Origin of the sequence: Pseudomonas veronii (assembly GCF_002028325.1) — a bacterium.
GTDB lineage: Bacteria > Pseudomonadota > Gammaproteobacteria > Pseudomonadales > Pseudomonadaceae > Aquipseudomonas > Aquipseudomonas veronii.
Genome location: NZ_CP018420.1, coordinates 6,820,406 through 6,836,687, shown reverse-complemented (window position 1 = coordinate 6,836,687; position 16,282 = coordinate 6,820,406). Strand labels below are relative to the sequence as shown.

Genomic DNA, 16,282 nt, shown 5'->3' with positions numbered 1-16,282 from the left:
TTGAGGCAATCAGATGGCTATGACAGTCCATTGCGATATCGTCAGCGCGGAAGGGCAAATCTTCTCCGGTCTGGTAGAAATGGTGATTGCACACGGCGAACTCGGTGACCTGGGTATTGCCATGGGCCACGCGCCATTGATCACCAGTTTGAAGCCAGGTCCGATCACTCTGACCAAGCAAGGCGGGGACCGGGAGGTGTTTTACATCTCTGGTGGTTACCTCGAGGTTCAGCCGAACATGGTCAAGGTACTTGCCGACACCGTGCAACGTGCTGCTGACCTGGATGAAGCCTCCGCTCAGGCAGCCGTCAAGGCCGCCGAGAAGGCCCTGAACGAAAAAGGCGCAGATTTCGACTACGGTTCTGCTGCCGCTCGTCTGGCCGAGGCCGCAGCTCAGCTGCGTACCGTCCAGCAGATCCGCAAGAAGTTTGGCGGCTAAGCCGTTACGCCTCATGCGTGATTGATTAAAAAGGGTAGCCTCGGCTACCCTTTTTCTTTTTTTGCAAAACACTTCTCTGGTCTGAAGCCGGACCGCCCAGGATTGGTAGCCATTCATGTCTCTAGAAATCGTCATTCTCGCCGCTGGCCAGGGCACCCGCATGCGGTCGGCCTTGCCCAAAGTGCTACACCCGGTGGCCGGTAACTCCATGCTTGGCCATGTTATCCACAGCGCCCGGCAACTGGCCCCGCAACGCATCCACGTCGTCATCGGCCACGGTGCCGATGTGGTGCGTGAACGCCTGGCCGCGGATGACCTGAATTTCGTATTGCAAGACAAGCAACTGGGCACCGGCCACGCTACCGCCCAAGCCGTGCCGTTCATCAAAGCCGACACGGTGCTGATCCTCTACGGCGACGTGCCCCTGATCGAAGTGGAAACCCTGCAGCGCCTGCTCAAGCACGTCGTGCCCGGCCAGATGGGCCTGCTCACCGTCGAACTGGATGACCCTACCGGCTACGGCCGCATCGTGCGCAACGCCGACGGCAAGGTCGCCGCTATCGTCGAGCACAAGGACGCCAGCGACGCCCAACGCGCCATCACTGAAGGCAACACCGGGATTCTCGCAGTGCCGGCCAATCGCCTGGCGGACTGGATGAGCCGTTTGTCCAACAACAACGCCCAGGGCGAGTACTACCTGACCGACGTGATCGAAATGGCCGTCAACGATGGCTTGCTGGTCGCCACCGAACAGCCCCACGACCCGATGGAAGTGCAGGGCGCCAACGACCGCAAGCAACTCGCCGAACTGGAGCGTCACTACCAACTGCGCGAAGGCCGCCGCCTGATGGCCCAGGGCGTGACCCTGCGCGACCCGGCGCGCTTCGATGTGCGCGGTGAAGTCACCGTGGGCCGGGATGTGCTGATCGACATCAACGTGATTCTTGAAGGTCGTGTGATCATCGAAGACGACGTGGTGATCGGGCCGAACTGCGTGATCAAGGACAGCACCCTGCGCAAGGGCGTGGAGATCAAGGCCAACAGCCATCTCGACGGTGCGGTGATGGGCGAGGGCAGCGATGCCGGCCCATTTGCGCGCCTGCGTCCCGGCAGCGTGTTGGAAGCCAAGGCCCATGTGGGTAACTTTGTCGAATTGAAAAACGCCCATCTGGGCGAAGGCGCCAAGGCCGGCCACCTGACGTACCTGGGCGATGCGGTGATCGGCGCGCGGACCAACGTCGGCGCTGGCACCATCACCTGCAATTACGATGGTGCCAACAAGTATCAGACGACGATTGGTGAAGACGTATTCATCGGCTCCAATAACTCGCTGGTTGCACCTGTAACCATCGGTGATGGCTCAAACACCGCAGCGGGTTCAACCATCAATCAGGATGTGGATAAGTCCCAGCTTGCCGTGGCCCGCGCCCGTCAGCGCAACATCGACGGTTGGAAACGCCCGGTGAAAATCAAAAAGAGCTGAGTTATCCACAGTCTTATCAGCAACAAATAGCCAATGTGGGAGGGGGCTTGCCCCCGATGGCGACGGTCCAGTCAAAGCACTTAATGACTGACACACTGCTATCGGGGGCAAGCCCCCTCCCACATTAGCCCTTCGCCAGTTTCAAAAATTTGCGGCATGCTGCTTGACGATCTTTCGCCAATAGGCTTTTATTGCCTTCGTTATCTTTCGAAACGAAACATAAAGTCACCATGTCGAAACGAAATACACCCCAACGACGCCACAACATCCTGACCTTGCTCAATCAACTGGGCGAAGTCAGCGTGGATGAATTGGCCAAGCGTTTCGAAACCTCGGAAGTCACCATCCGCAAGGACCTGGCCGCCCTCGAAAGCAACGGCCTGCTGCTACGCCGTTACGGTGGCGCGATCACCATGCCCCAGGAACTCGTCGGCGACCCTGCCCAGCCGATTTCGGTCTATAAGCGCGCCATCGCGCGTGCCGCCGTGATGCGCCTGCGCGAACACGCACGCATCATCATCGACAGCGGCAGCACCACCGCCGCCATGATCCCCGAACTGGGCCACCAGCCCGGCCTGGTGGTGATGACCAACTCCCTGCACGTGGCCCGCGCCTTGAGCGAGCTGGAACACGAGCCGGTGCTGTTGATGACCGGCGGCACCTGGGACCCGCATTCGGACTCGTTCCAGGGCCAGGTCGCCGAGCAGGTGCTGCGTTCCTACGACTTTGATCAACTGTTCATTGGCGCCGACGGCATCGATCTGCAACGCGGCACCACCACGTTCAACGAACTGCTGGGCCTGAGCCGCGTGATGGCCGAGGTTGCCCGTGAAGTGGTGGTGATGGTCGAGTCCGACAAGATCGGCCGCAAGATTCCCAACCTGGAACTGCCCTGGAGCAGCGTCCATACCCTGATTACCGATGATCGCCTGCCGCATGAGGCCCGCGACCAGATCCAAGCCCGCGGCATTACGCTGATATGCGCGGCAATCATCTAGGAGAAACACCATGTGTGGCATTGTTGGCGCAGTCGCTGAACGTAACATCACCCCCATCCTGATCGAAGGCCTCAAACGCCTGGAATACCGCGGCTATGACAGCGCCGGTGTGGCGGTCTTCACCAACGCCGGCAAGCTGGAGCGCCTGCGTCGTCCGGGCAAGGTCAGCGAGTTGGACCAGGCCCTGGCCGGCGAACCGCTGGTCGGTCGCCTGGGCATCGCCCACACCCGTTGGGCCACCCACGGTGCGCCGTGCGAACGTAACGCCCACCCGCACTTCTCTGGCGACGTGGCCGTGGTACACAACGGCATCATCGAAAACCACGAAGCGCTGCGTGAACAGTTGAAGAGCCTGGGTTACGTGTTCACCTCGGACACCGACACCGAAGTCATCGCCCACCTGCTCGACCACAAGCTCAAGGACCACAGCGACCTGACCGCCGCCCTCAAGGCCACGGTCAAGGAACTGCACGGCGCCTACGGCCTGGCCGTGATCTGCGCGAGCCAACCCGACCGCGTGGTTGCCGCACGCAGTGGCAGCCCACTGGTGATCGGCCTGGGCCTGGGGGAAAACTTCCTCGCCTCCGACCAACTGGCCCTGCGCCAGGTCACCGACCGCTTCATGTACCTGGAAGAAGGCGATATTGCCGACATCCGCCGTGACAGCGTGGCGATCTGGGACGTAAACGGCAATTCCGTCGAGCGCGAAGCCGTGCAATACCGCGACGGCGCCGAAGCGGCCGACAAGGGCGCGTTCCGCCACTTCATGCTCAAGGAAATCCACGAGCAACCGGCCGTGGTGCAACGCACCCTGGAAGGTCGCCTTGGCGACAAGCAAGTGCTGGTCAACGCCTTCGGCCCGCAAGCCGCCGAGCTGTTCGCCAAGGTGCGCAATGTCCAGATCGTGGCCTGCGGCACCAGCTACCACGCTGGTATGGTTGCGCGTTACTGGCTGGAAGAACTGGCCGGCATCCCGTGCCAGGTCGAAGTCGCCAGCGAATTCCGCTACCGCAAGGTGGTGGTGCAGCCCGACAGCCTGTTCGTGACCATCTCGCAGTCCGGCGAAACCGCCGACACCCTGGCCGCCCTGCGTAACGCCAAAGAGCTGGGCTTCCTCGCCAGCCTGGCGATCTGCAACGTCAGCATCAGCTCCCTGGTGCGTGAGTCCGACCTGACCCTGCTGACCCAGGCCGGTCGCGAAATCGGCGTGGCCTCCACCAAAGCCTTCACCACCCAACTGGTCGGCCTGCTGCTGCTGACCCTGTCCCTGGGCCAAGTGCGCGGCACCCTGGCCCCCGGCGTCGAAGCCACCCTGGTGGAAGAACTGCGCCGCCTGCCGACCCGCCTCGGCGAAGCGCTGGCGATGGACAGCACCGTAGAAAAAGTCGCCGAGCTGTTCGCCGACAAGAACCACACCCTGTTCCTCGGCCGTGGCGCGCAATACCCGGTGGCGATGGAAGGCTCCCTGAAGCTCAAGGAAATTTCGTACATCCACGCCGAAGCCTACCCGGCCGGCGAACTGAAACACGGCCCATTGGCCCTGGTGGATGACGACATGCCGGTGGTCACCGTTGCGCCGAACAACGAACTGCTGGAGAAGCTCAAGTCCAACCTGCAGGAAGTGCGCGCCCGCGGCGGCCAACTGATCGTCTTCGCTGACGAGAAAGCCGGCATGGTCAATGGCGAAGGCACCCACGTCATCAACATGCCGCACATCCACGACACCCTGTCGCCGATCCTCTACACCATCCCGCTGCAATTGCTGTCGTACTACGTCGCCGTGCTCAAGGGCACCGACGTTGACCAGCCGCGCAACCTGGCGAAGTCGGTAACGGTGGAGTAATACGGCTGGCGCCGGAAGGCCCGTCTGGTTTCAGACAATCACTGCCAAAAGCCCCTGATCTCAGGGGCTTTTCTTTTTTATGTGTCTCCACCACATACCCTATTTTGGATTATGATCTGGCTAAATATTCGTCTGTAGAGGTGCCTCAGCAGCATTTGCGGGGCAGAGCCTCGTCAGCACTGAAGTCTTTGAGACCGCACCGTTGTTCGGTGGCGTTAGCGAAGCGACGTAGCATTTGGATTGCACCCTCACGGGCTTCTTTCGATAAGTCAGATGCGAGATTGCGAGCCTCTGCGACTAAATCCGATCGAATACTTTCATAAAGCGTCACGCCTTCGGGCGTCACGGTGATCGCCAGCGCGCGGCCGTCAGTGGCATCTGGAACACGGCAAACCAGCCCCTGTTTTGCAAGCGAATCGACTAACCGGCTCGCGTTGCTCTTGTCGAGAAAAAGCTCACTGGCCAACGATTGAACGCGAACCGGCCCAGCCTTTATCACATGCTCAAGCGCATAGCATTGAGTGACGGATAGGCCTTCGCAGCAGCTGCGATCTCTGTCACGAAACTGGTAGACCCTAACCAAGTGACTCAGGGCTTCGTAAAGCTGTTCGGCATCCTGGTCGATCTGATCAATGTTTGGCATAGCACTCGGCTCGCAATTCCGGGAAAACGCTAATACCACCTTAGCAGGCGCAGCGACACATTTTTCTGGGCATAAGCGCCTGCGAAATTGTTCAATTATATTAGTTGCGGGCCGCAACGTATTTTGCGATTGTGAAGTGCAGGCACAACTTGCAGGCCTTTCAGAGGCGGTTCCGGTAACGCGGGGAGGTACATGGATGTTGGTAGAAGCGCTTAGGACGAAAACACGCTCCTGGATACGGAACCTAGGGAGCCGTGTCTCCATTCCTCTCCCTGTCGCGATGTTGCTGGGTGCGATTCTGATCCCTCTTCTTGCCGGCACCAACAGCAGTGACGTGTTCCAATCGCTGAGCAAAGGATTCGCAAACAACCTTGGCTATTTCGCCATCGTCATCCTGAGCGCGTTTTTCATTGCCGGCTGGATCTCGACGCAAGGAAGTGCGTCCTTCGGAAAATTCGGCATCTCTCTGTCACCCTTGCTGGGTGCTGGCATGGTTTGTCCCGATACAGCCTATGCGTCTCTTGCTCCCATTGCCGGGCAACACCGCAAGTACATTGCAATCGGATGCTACTCGGGATTCAAGCTGTTAATGCCCGCGGGCCCGCTGATCATTGGGATTGGGTTAGGGGCCAACACGCATGACCCAAAGTTTCTGTATCTAGGGTTGCTGCTGACAGTCGTCACCTGGGTTGTCGGGACGGTCTGGACGTACTGGACGACCCGCACAGATTGTTCATCACCCAACGATTCGACTGATCCCACCGTGCCTCACGACTCGGTTATCAAGGTGATCCTGCCTCTGGCTGTATTTTTCCTGCTCCTGATCACCGGCTACGCCATTCCAAAGAACCAGCACTCCATCATCGAGTTCTTCACTACTCCCGCCGGTGCGCTGATCGCCACATCGTTATTGATTGCGCTTAGCTGCAAACCTGGTGAGGTTCAAGATCTGCTGTCCAAAGCGATGCGTAGAACCAGCCCGTTATTGTTCACCATCGGTTGTGCGTCTGCTTTGGGCCAAGCCCTCGGTTTGGTGCTTCCCAAGGAACTGATTCAGCACGCATTCAGCGCGTCGGGCAGCACCACGCATATTTTGGTGGGGGTGTTCCTGCTGGCTGCGGTATTCAAAACACTGAATGGCTCTTCCCTTGCGACCTTTGCCGCCATCCCTCCTGTTCTCTCTCCAATCCTTGCGTCTGGCGCGGTGGACTTGATGAGCGTCACATTCGCCGTCTGTCTGGGATCGTTCGTCGCCATTCTCCCTAACGACAGCTATTACTGGCTGGTCAAATCGGACGCCTTTCCCGAATACAGCACCGGCAGGTATATGCGTTTGATGACCACCGGTTCAGTTCTACAAGCATTGATCGGTCTGGCGGTTCTTCTGCTGATATCGCCTTAATTTCGAACGCCCACAAAACCAACGGCGATCTCGAGCCACCGAATCGTCGTGACTGAACTCAAAGAGAAAGAGAATGGAGTACTTGGTCGCCATGAATTACAACGTGAGGGTCGCTACACCCGCTGATGCCTCTGCCATTCAGGCTATCTATGCGCCGATGGTTTTGAACACAGCCATCTCGTTTGAGCTGACGCCACCAACTGTCGATGAAATGGCAGAGCGGATCGCCGCAACACTGCCGATGTATCCCTATCTGGTAGCCGAGATGAATGGCGATGTCGTTGGATACGCTTATGCAAGCCAGCATCGCGCTAGAGAAGCCTATCGCTGGTCGGTAGATGTCACCGTCTATGTCGACCCTGCCGTACACCGAAAAGGGGTTGGTCGTGCGCTTTATCAGCGGCTTCTACCGCTCCTCGAGAAACAGGGGTTTCATACGGCCTACGCCGGCATTGCCTTACCCAACGCGGGGAGCATTGGTATCCATGAAGCGCTCGGTTTTACCCATATCGGCACGTACCCTGAGGTTGGGTACAAGCACGGTCAATGGCATAGCGTTGGTTATTGGCGCAAACCACTTTGTGCAGTGACACCGCCAATAGAAATCATCCCGTTCAGTGATGTAAAGGAAGAGTAGAGCAGCAAGAGAGGGCTGCCAGATGCTACTGCGCCAGCTTCGACATTGGTGTCTGCAGCCTCCAGGAGCTGATCGAGAATGCTGAAGCCTTCATGGTCGCGGATCATCAGGTGATTCACCAGGTCATTCGCATCTGACAAGCTGAAGACGGGCGTATTGGTTCCCAGCAAACAACCAAGTAGATTGCGAGTGTTTTAATTCTCTAGATCCACCGCCGGGTCTCCAGGCTCGACCCGGAACGGAAGCCCCCTACGAAAGGACGCGACATTCATGGACACTCCCTTCTGCCCAATCCACGCACGTTTGAACAATCGTCGCTTTACGGTCGCGAACAATGCCCACGGGCTATCCGGTGCCGGCACGGTGTTTCATTACCTTGTCGAAGGGGAGGCCATCTCCGGCTCTTACCAAGGCGGTCGAATCCGCGTGGGCACGCAGGTCGGGCGTGTGACAGGCGCCGATACCATCGAGTTGCTGTATCAATGCCTGACGCTTGAGGGCGAGCTGCTGGCCGGCTGGTCGCGTGGCACGGTGGGTGTGGATCAGGCCGGGCGTACCACCTTGAGCTTCGTTTGGGGATGGTTGTCGGGCGCGACGGGCGGTGGGGAGTCGAGTTACGTGGAGATCAGCGCCTAGCGGTCAGGCGCGTTCGCCCGCTCACGGCACAAACTCCACCCGCAGCGCCCGGCTCGCACTGCGCCCCTGATCGTCACTGACCCGCAATCGGTACTCCCCCGACTTGCCCGGTCGCCAATTCAGCGTGGATTGCGGCGGGCCTTGGCCGATCAGGGTCTGGTCGGCAAACCAGTACAACGTCGTCGCGTCGCTGGCCGCGTTGGCATTCAGTGCAATGCTTTCCTGCGGTTGGGACAGGCGCAATTGATAGCTCACCTGGGTCAGCGGCGAACGGATCTGCGGGGCTTCGCTCTGGTCGCCGATGCGGTTGGGCTGGCAGTTTTTCATCACCGTAGGCGGCGTGCGTCGCGCCAGGCCGGCGGCGCGGTACAGGCGTTGTACGTCGCTGGGCCAGAACTCGAAGACTTCTTCGCGGGTGTACTGCGGGTCGAACGGCGGGCAGGCGGCTTTGCCGGTGCGGGTGTCGATCAGCACCGGGCGGTGCAGGTTGGACACGCGAATCGGCGAGACTCCGGGGATGTACCAGGTTTTGCGGGTCTGCGGGCACCAGCGGTTGGGCAATTCGCCGGAGGCCGCGCAGACGTCGATACGGATCAGCCCGGGCGGCGGCTTGTCGGGTTTGATCTGCACGTTGGGCAAGGCCAGGGGCAGGGCGTCGGCGATGCGGAAGAACAGCGGCGCGGCGGTCTTGGCGCCGATGAACGCCGGGTTCGGTCGCCCATCGAAGTTACCGACCCACACCACCAGCACGTAGGGGCCGACCAGCCCGGCACTCCATGCATCGTGGAAGCCCCAGGAGGTGCCGGTTTTCCAGGCGGTGCGCCAGTGCCGGCCGGGCAGGCCATCCGGGCGCGGGTTGCGGCGCAGCATGTCGCGCACCATGAAGGCGGCTTGAGGCGTCAGCAGCGCTGGGCCGCTGGCCTGGGGCTGTTCCTGTAAATAGCGCAACGGCCGCAGGTGCCCGTCGCCGGCCAGCATCAGGTACAGCCGCGCCAGCTCTTCGGGCGTCATCTCGCCGCCGCCGAGGGCCAGGGCCAGGCCGTAATGGCTTTCACCGCGCAGGCCCTTGATGCCGGCGCGTTGCAACAAGCCGTATAACGAAGGCGATTTCACCTGGCTGGCGAGCCACACGGCGGGGATATTGCGGCTACGGATCAACGCATCGCGCGCCGTCAGTGGCCCGACAAAACTGCCGTCGAAATTCTCCGGTTGGAAGTAGCCGAAGTTACTGGGTAAATCCTTGAGGATGCTCATGGGGTGGATCACCCCCTGGTCCAGCGCTAATCCATAGAGGAACGGTTTGAGCGTCGACCCCGGCGAACGCCGCGCCAGCACGCCATTGACCTGGCCATGGATGCCTGTGGATAAGTAATCCGCCGAGCCCACCAGTGCCTTGACGCTCTGGTCGCGGCTGTCGATCAGGATCGCCGTGGCGTTTTCCACCCCCGTGCCGCGCCGCTCGGCGATAAAGCCGCTGATCAAGCGTTCGAGCAATTGTTGCAAGGGCAGGTTGAGGGTGCTGTTCAGCTCGTTGCCGGGCTGGGACGCGAGCAACTGTTCGCTCAAGTGCGGCGCCAGAAACGCGATCTGCTGGCGGTTGCGCGCTTCCAGGGGCACGTCCAGCAGGCTGTCGTTGCGCGGGTCCTGTGGATAAGTTGCGCGCCAGTCGTTCATCAAGCGCTGCCGTGCGTTTTGCAACGAGGGCCCGAAGCGCGCGCGTCGCCCCGGCTGCTGGGGGATCACCGCCAGTGCCAGCGCTTCGGACAATGACAACTGCGCCGCCGCCTTGCCGAAGTAAATGCGACTCGCCGCCTCGGCGCCTTCGATATTGCCGCCCATGGGCGCCAGGTTCAGGTAGGCCTCAAGAATGTCGTGCTTGCTGTAGCGCGCTTCCAGCCACAAGGCCAAGGCCATCTGTTGCAGCTTGCCCGGCACCTGGCGGGTGTTCAGATCCCACAGGCGCCGCGCCAGTTGCATGCTCAACGTCGAGCCGCCCTGGCGCTGGCCGCCGCTGTAAGTGGCCATGGCCGCACGCAGCAACGCCGGGGGATTGATCCCCGGGTGCCAGTAGAAATTACGGTCTTCCTTGAGCAGCAAGGCCTCGATCAATGACGGAGAAAACCTCTCCAGCGGTAGCCATAAGCGGTATTGCCCGTCATCCGCCAAGGTCATGCGCAACAGCGAGCCGTCATCGGCCAGCACCACCCTTGAGGATGTCACCGCCTGTTCCAGCGGGGCATGTGGCCACAGCCGCAGCCCCGCCAGCAGTACCGCCGCTGCCAGCAGCGGCGTCAGGCGTTTAAGGCTTGGTAATTTCAAGCTGGCCTACTTTGCCGCGCCCTTGCAGGGTGGTTTCGTACATGCCTTCGGCGTAGGCCGGTGGCGTATTGAAGGTACCGGCGTTGGTGGCGCGCACGCGGTACACGAAAGTGCCTACGTCACGCAGTGCGGTGCCGTACAACACCACCCGATCATCGCGCACGTCCACGTAGTCTGGCTGCCAGTTGCTCAGCTCGGTTTCGCCGATCGGCGCTTGCCAGGCGTCAGGCGTTTCGCTGTCTTCTACGTATTCCGCTTCCTCGCCTTCACTGTCATCGGTACTGGCGGCTTCCGGCTCCGGCGGCAAGTTATACACAGGCTCGACGCCACCGGGCAGCAGGTCGACCACCGCCACTTGCTGCACTTGATCGCGGTCGGTCGCCCTCAGGCGCAGGCGCACCAGGAACTCATCGCCCACCGCGACTGTGTTTACCGGCTCGCCGTTGAGGTCGAGGTACTCGTGGATAATTTCCAGGCCGTTGGTGATCGGCTTGAGCTTGGCGCCTTTATCAAAACCGGCTTCGCTGAGCATGTAGAACGCTGCCGGGCCGTCGGATTTTTCCATCAGCAATTTTTGCGTGGCGCTCGGCACTGCGGCGCGCGGCGGTTGGCCGGCCATCTCCAGCAATTGTTGCTGTTTGTCGCCCAACCACGCGCTGGCCTTGAGGGTCATGTCGCTTTGTGCGCGCTGGCCGTAGTTATCCAGGGCGCGCAGTAACAGCGCCGCCGACAGCGAGTTGTAACGTTGCTCGTTAAGGCGCTTGCCGAGTTTATCCAGCAGCGCCGCCGGCACCTCGTCCAGCAGCTCGGGGAAATGCCGTGCCAGCAAGTGCAGGTGTTCGGCGTCATGCACCAACGGGTCGTAATACAGACCGTCGCTGTTCCACTTATCCACAAGCGAACGCCATGGAATCTTACGGAACAGCGTATCCGCCTGGCGATCCTGCTTGAGCAGCTTGTAGCTGGCGGCCAGGTAGGCGGCGCCCAGGTCGTTCTGCCAGGTGTCCTTGAAGTAGCGCTCGTAGCGCTCACGGATATCGCTCAAGGCGCCGCTCACCAGAATCCCCTGACGGCTCAGCAGGTAACTGGCGTAGGCACGGTTGCGCAATTCCGACAGGCCTTCGCTGGGGCCGTTGGCCAGGTCTGTCAGATAGGTATTGGCCCGTACCAGCAGGTCTTCCGGCACCGGCAGCCCGCGTTCCTTGGCTTCGATCAGGAAGTCGGTGGCGTACAGGCTGGCATATGGCGCTACATCCGGGTTGGCCGCCCACAAACCGAAACCGCCGGCCTGGTTCTGGCGCTGGCGCAACATCCGCACCGCGCTGGCGAAGGCCTGTTCGGCCTCGGGCGCGTTGCCACCCCAGATCAACGCCGGCATGGCTTTGGACACCAACTGTTCGGTGCAGGCGTAGCCGTAGTCATCCAGGTAATGCTTGAGACCGTTGGCCCACACCAGTGGCGACGCCGCCACACCCAGTTGTACGTCGCGCAGTTGGCTGAACAGTTTGCGGGTGGGCTTGAGCTCTTTGCTCGCGCTGTCGAAACGGCCCAGGCTCAGGGCCACGCGGTGTTCGCTCAGAGGGCGGATCGAGGTGGTTTCTGCCACCTGAATGCGCTTGCCATTCGGCAACACGGCGATAAAGCGCAGATCTGCCGAGCCGAGGGTGTCGCCGACTTTGATCTTGAACTCGGCGGTGCCTTCCTTGCGCGGTTGCAGCGACAAGGTGCTGCCTTTGTCGCCCTGCACGTTGAGGCCGTTGCTGGTCTGCACTTCAAACTTCACATCCGCCGCTGCGTCGAGGTTGCTGAACACCCCGGCGCTCACGTTGAACACATCCCCCGGCGCGACGAAAGCCGGTACGTTTGGCGTGATCACGAGCGGCCCGCGCACCTCGGTAGTGGCCTCGCTGACGCCCACGCTGTCGGCATCCACCGCCACCGCGAACAGGTGCAGCTTGCCGTTGAAACTGTCCGGCACCTGGTAATGCAGCACGCTTTCACCGGCTGGCAAGTCCACCAGCCCGGACCACCAGGCCACAGGCGGCTGGTGTTTACGCTTGAACGGGTTGAGGTGATTGGCCAACGCGCCTTCGGTATCGCCACCGGGCGCGGCCCCACTGAGCAGGCGGCTGAATTCCGGCAGGATCAGGTCAAGAATCTGACTGGTGCCGACTTCCAGCGCACGTTTCTGGAAGAAGAAGCCCAGCGGGTCTGGCGTCTGGTAGCGCGCCACCTGCAGGATGCCTTCGTCCACCGCATACACCACCGCACGGCCCGGGCGGTCGGCGTTGACCTTGATATCCAGAGTCTGCCCCGGTTCGATCTGCGCCGGGCCGTCAACCTTCAATGGCATGCGCCGCGCATCCAGGTTGATGCTGAACGGCACCACGCCGTAGGACAGCGGGCTCATGTAGACCTCGGACGAACCGATGTCGCGCACAAACTGCACGTTGACGTAGGCATTGCCCTCAAGCCCTGCGGGCACGCGGATATGCTGCACACTGTTGGTGCTGTCGGCCTTGAACCACTGCTGGGTGTAGACCTTGTCACGCTCGATGGTGATCAGGCCCGCCCCGGTGTACGGCGCGCGGACACTGATGGCAATCTCATCCCCCGTTGCGTAACTGCGTTTATCCAGGCGCAGTTGCAGCTCGGCGTTGCGCTCCAGGGAGCGCGAGGTGTTGCCGCGCCCGGCCACGCTGTAGTCGATCTGGTTCAGCAGCTTGCCGTTGGCGTCCTTGAGTTGCAGGGTGAAATCGCCAGGGGTGGCGGTGTTCAGGGTTTGCTTGGCGCCGTCCTTGGTCATCACCAGCGGCGAGGCGGGCTGGCTGATGTTCTTGATCCGCGATTCGTATTTGTAGGTGCCGTTGGACTGCTTCACCAGCACCGAGACGTAGCGGTGCTCGACCACTTCGCTGGTCAGCCCGTCCACCGCCAGCGGCGTGAGATCCGGCGCGACGGCCAACCATTGCACCTGGCGCGGGGCGTCCTTGGCGACATACGACAGCGAGTCCTGACTTTTCACACCCACTAGGTAGGGCGCAGACGACACCAGCAACGCACTTTGCGCCGCCACATTGCGCCCGCCTTCGGCCTCGAACACCTGAGTCATTACCTGCAGGCGGTAAGTGCTGTTGGCGAAGCGTTGCAGGTTGAGGTCGAGCACGGCCTGGCCGTTGTCATCGACGGTGGTCTCGGCCAGGTCTTCGGTGCTGGCCTCTTCCAGCGCATCGTTGAGGCGGAAGCGGTAATCGGGGTAACGCTCGAACGCCGCGAGCGTCGGGCTCAGGGACATCTTCGCGGTCACGCGACGACCGGCCGCCGGGGCGCCGAACAGGTGCATTGCGCTGACTTTGGCCACCACCTGCTCCGGTTGAATCCAGCCCGGCACTGGCGTGTCGTGCAGGCTCAGGCTGACTTTCATACGGTCCGGCTCGAAGTCGCGGACCTTGAAGCTGACACTGCCCAGGTCGGTGCGGGTCTGTTTCGCGCCGATCAGTTGCAAGGTCGCGGTGTAATCCCCGGCCGGGGCCACTTCGCTGCTGGGGAAATCAAAGGTTTCAAAACCGCTGGCGGACAGCTTCAGCGGCTGGCGAATCACTTCCAGGCCGCGAGGGTCGGTGATTTGCAGCTCCACCGGCAAGCCTTGCAGGGCGCCTTTCCAGTTGCCGCTGCGCACGATCATGCCCAGGTGCGCGGTTTCGCCGGGCCGGTACAGGCCACGGTCGGTGAACAGGTAGGCGCTGAGGCGATCGATCGCACCGTCTTCTTGCAAACCGCCTACGTCGAAGCGCGACAGATCCAGCTGTTGGGACTGACGGGCAATCGGCAGGAAGGATTGGTCATTACCGCGACTGACCACATACATCAGTGGCGTTTTCTCACGGCGCAGTTCATCGAGTTTGGCGAAATGCGCGTGGCCTTCGGCGTCGGTGTGGCCGCTGGCGACCGGCAGACCGTTACGGCCGATGATGTCGACTTGCGCGTCGGCCACCGGCGAACCGTTGCCGATGGACTGCACATACACGTCATGGCTGCCGTCGCTGGAGCGCTTGGCGATGATCCCGAGGTCTGTCACCACGATAAAGCGCAGGTCGCTGGTGCTGCTGCGGGAGTAGTCGAATGTGCGTTCGGCCGGGTCATCCTGTGGGCTGAGCTTGAGTACGAAAATACCGCGTCGGCCGCCGTTGGCGGTCAGGTAATGGCTGAGGTCGACGTTGTCGTAGACGGTTTTCGCCGGGTCGTTGGACGACAGCGGAATATCCAGCGACTGACGCTCGACCATGCGATCGAAGTACTCATTACCGAAGTTCGGCCGTGCAAAGCTGCCGCTGCTCTGGTCCACCAAATGCTGCAACTGGTTGGGCAGCAGGCGAGCGATTTCCACATGGGCACCGGGCACGCCACGGGCCATGAAACCCAGGCGTTTTTCGCCGGTGAGGCTGAGCAAGGCGCCGTCGGAGAGGAACTGCAACGTGCGCGGGTAGGCCGGCATGCTGATCAGCGACGCTGTGGGGTTTTTCGCCAGGTAGCCGCCGATGGCTTCCAGGTTGGCGGGCACGCGCACATACAGCGCACGACCGGCCGGGGCCTTGAACTTGAATGCGTGCAGGGTGTTGAGCGGTTCGACGCTGGGCACGTGGGTCAGGTTGACCTTGGTGCTGCGGGCCAGCAGGGCATCGTCGATGTCGTTGCTGTTATAGGGGCGCGTGTCGTCCTCGGCTTTTTCCGGTAGCAACCAGGCCTGGACCTTACCGGCGATGGTGTCATCGGCTACGGCGCTGGAACTGCTGAACATCAACACCGGCTCGGGTTCGCCGCGTTCGTTGTCGACAAAGCTCACTTCGGCAGCGGTAAACGTCAGGCGATAGCGACCGGGCACGGTGACTTCGGCCACCAATGGCGCGTTGCTGGCGTTGCCGCCGTCCCGGGCCTTGATGCCTTCGTCGAGCTTGGCGCTGACGGGCGTGCTTTCCAGCGGGGTGGCCAGGGCGGCGGAGCGTACATAGGCGTTGAGCTTGGTCTCGTCGAAGCTGATTTCCGGGCGATTGGGTAACTGGGCGTCGCGGTAGGCGAGGCCTTTGCCGAGAATGATCGAAACCCGCTTGCGTAGGCTTTCCTCGTCGACCGGGTGGGAAAAACGGAAAGTCGCCACCAGTTGTTTCAGCGTCGGGTTGGACGGGTCCTGATACAACTCGTTCTGCGAAAGGCTGGCGCGGAACGGTTGAGTGGAGAACTGGCCGCTGTACTGGCTGAGCAATACGCCGTCGGCGAGCAGGTTTTTCTTCGCCAGATCGAAGGTGTAATGGGTGTCGATGGGCCAGTCTTTTTCCGGCGTGAACAGCAATGTGCGGTCATCGGACCAGCGCCAGGCCCCGGCTACAGCGGGTTTAAGGGTAATGCCGGCGGTGACCGGCTTGCCGATCGCCGCCAGGGGCGCGACGGACTCGGCAAAACGCACCTGCAAGTTATCCACAACCGCGGGTTGCTGGGTGTAGTCGGTCAGGTTGGGGTTGTGCAGCGAATAACCCACGGTGTGCGGCTGCGGCAGGTTGGAGTACCACTGCCAGCCGTAGAACCCGGCGGCGGCCAGCAGCACCAGGCCCAACACTCCGCCCCCGGCCCGGCGCGGGTAAGCGCGGGCCTTGCTGCCCAGGTTCAGCACGCCCCGGCCGATGGCGCGTAGCCAGAACGGCGGCTGCCATTGGCCGAACAGGGCACCCACCACAGTTATTAACGCACCGAACAAACGGCGAAAGATCGTTTTTAACGTGTCGAACATGGTGAGCATCCCTGGCTAAGTGCGGCGTATCTTACACGCGTCTTTGCGACAAAAGATGAGGTCGATACGTCACCTCAATGCCGAGCGTGCGGGAGCAAGC

10 protein-coding genes are annotated in these 16,282 nt (G+C 61.4%); 7 read left to right on the top strand and 3 right to left on the bottom strand.

Annotated elements, in window-relative coordinates:
- Positions 1 to 13 precede the first annotated feature (13 nt).
- From PverR02_RS31435 to glmS, 4 genes are all read left to right on the top strand, one after another.
- Positions 14 to 439 carry a F0F1 ATP synthase subunit epsilon gene (locus PverR02_RS31435; protein WP_017848931.1) on the top strand — a complete coding sequence of 142 codons (426 nt, stop codon included), beginning with the start codon at positions 14 to 16 and terminating at the stop codon, positions 437 to 439.
- Positions 440 to 554: 115 nt separating this feature from the next.
- Positions 555 to 1,922: a bifunctional UDP-N-acetylglucosamine diphosphorylase/glucosamine-1-phosphate N-acetyltransferase GlmU gene (glmU, locus tag PverR02_RS31430; RefSeq protein ID WP_046381582.1), complete on the top strand. Its 1,368-nt coding sequence runs from the start codon at positions 555 to 557 to the stop codon at positions 1,920 to 1,922.
- 230 nt (positions 1,923 to 2,152) lie between these two features.
- Positions 2,153 to 2,920, top strand: a complete 768-nt coding sequence (locus tag PverR02_RS31425; RefSeq protein WP_026140274.1) for a DeoR/GlpR family DNA-binding transcription regulator — start codon at positions 2,153 to 2,155, stop codon at positions 2,918 to 2,920.
- A 10-nt stretch (positions 2,921 to 2,930) separates the two neighbouring features.
- Entirely contained in the window at positions 2,931 to 4,763 is a 1,833-nt protein-coding gene (gene glmS, locus PverR02_RS31420; RefSeq protein WP_046381583.1) for a glutamine--fructose-6-phosphate transaminase (isomerizing), read from the top strand.
- Positions 4,764 to 4,908: 145 nt separating this feature from the next.
- On the opposite strand, the gene PverR02_RS31415 is transcribed toward glmS, so the two are convergent.
- Entirely contained in the window at positions 4,909 to 5,406 is a 498-nt protein-coding gene (locus PverR02_RS31415) for a MarR family winged helix-turn-helix transcriptional regulator (RefSeq protein WP_046381585.1), read from the bottom strand.
- A 196-nt stretch (positions 5,407 to 5,602) separates the two neighbouring features.
- Between PverR02_RS31415 and arsQ the strand changes: the two genes are divergently transcribed.
- The 3 genes from arsQ to PverR02_RS31400 all read left to right on the top strand — a co-directional run bounded on the left by arsQ (position 5,603) and on the right by PverR02_RS31400 (position 8,081).
- Entirely contained in the window at positions 5,603 to 6,808 is a 1,206-nt protein-coding gene (gene arsQ / locus PverR02_RS31410; RefSeq protein ID WP_079444969.1) for an arsinothricin export permease ArsQ, read from the top strand.
- A 91-nt stretch (positions 6,809 to 6,899) separates the two neighbouring features.
- On the top strand, positions 6,900 to 7,445 hold the full coding sequence (locus PverR02_RS31405) for an arsinothricin resistance N-acetyltransferase ArsN1 family B (RefSeq protein WP_057005224.1): 546 nt from the start codon (positions 6,900 to 6,902) through the stop codon (positions 7,443 to 7,445).
- 270 nt (positions 7,446 to 7,715) lie between these two features.
- Positions 7,716 to 8,081: a hypothetical protein gene (locus PverR02_RS31400; RefSeq protein WP_046381587.1), complete on the top strand. Its 366-nt coding sequence runs from the start codon at positions 7,716 to 7,718 to the stop codon at positions 8,079 to 8,081.
- Between the two features lie 21 nt (positions 8,082 to 8,102).
- Here the strand turns inward: PverR02_RS31400 and pbpC are convergent, their stop codons facing one another.
- Positions 8,103 to 10,400: a penicillin-binding protein 1C gene (gene pbpC / locus PverR02_RS31395; RefSeq protein WP_046381588.1), complete on the bottom strand. Its 2,298-nt coding sequence runs from the start codon at positions 10,398 to 10,400 to the stop codon at positions 8,103 to 8,105.
- On the bottom strand, positions 10,381 to 16,182 hold the full coding sequence (locus tag PverR02_RS31390; RefSeq protein ID WP_079445053.1) for an MG2 domain-containing protein: 5,802 nt from the start codon (positions 16,180 to 16,182) through the stop codon (positions 10,381 to 10,383). Before PverR02_RS31390 ends, pbpC begins: the two co-directional genes overlap by 20 nt.
- Positions 16,183 to 16,282: the final 100 nt, after the last annotated feature.

Excerpts from the sequence above, each read along its gene's own strand:
- PverR02_RS31435 (WP_017848931.1), top strand. The coding sequence starts at position 14 with ATGGCTATGACAGTCCATTGCGATATCGTCAGCGCGGAAGGGCAAATC.
- glmU (WP_046381582.1), top strand. The coding sequence starts at position 555 with ATGTCTCTAGAAATCGTCATTCTCGCCGCTGGCCAGGGCACCCGCATG.
- PverR02_RS31425 (WP_026140274.1), top strand. The coding sequence starts at position 2,153 with ATGTCGAAACGAAATACACCCCAACGACGCCACAACATCCTGACCTTG.
- glmS (WP_046381583.1), top strand. The coding sequence starts at position 2,931 with ATGTGTGGCATTGTTGGCGCAGTCGCTGAACGTAACATCACCCCCATC.
- PverR02_RS31415 (WP_046381585.1), bottom strand. The coding sequence starts at position 5,406 with ATGCCAAACATTGATCAGATCGACCAGGATGCCGAACAGCTTTACGAA.
- arsQ (WP_079444969.1), top strand. The coding sequence starts at position 5,603 with ATGTTGGTAGAAGCGCTTAGGACGAAAACACGCTCCTGGATACGGAAC.
- PverR02_RS31405 (WP_057005224.1), top strand. The coding sequence starts at position 6,900 with ATGAATTACAACGTGAGGGTCGCTACACCCGCTGATGCCTCTGCCATT.
- PverR02_RS31400 (WP_046381587.1), top strand. The coding sequence starts at position 7,716 with ATGGACACTCCCTTCTGCCCAATCCACGCACGTTTGAACAATCGTCGC.
- PverR02_RS31390 (WP_079445053.1), bottom strand. The coding sequence starts at position 16,182 with ATGTTCGACACGTTAAAAACGATCTTTCGCCGTTTGTTCGGTGCGTTA.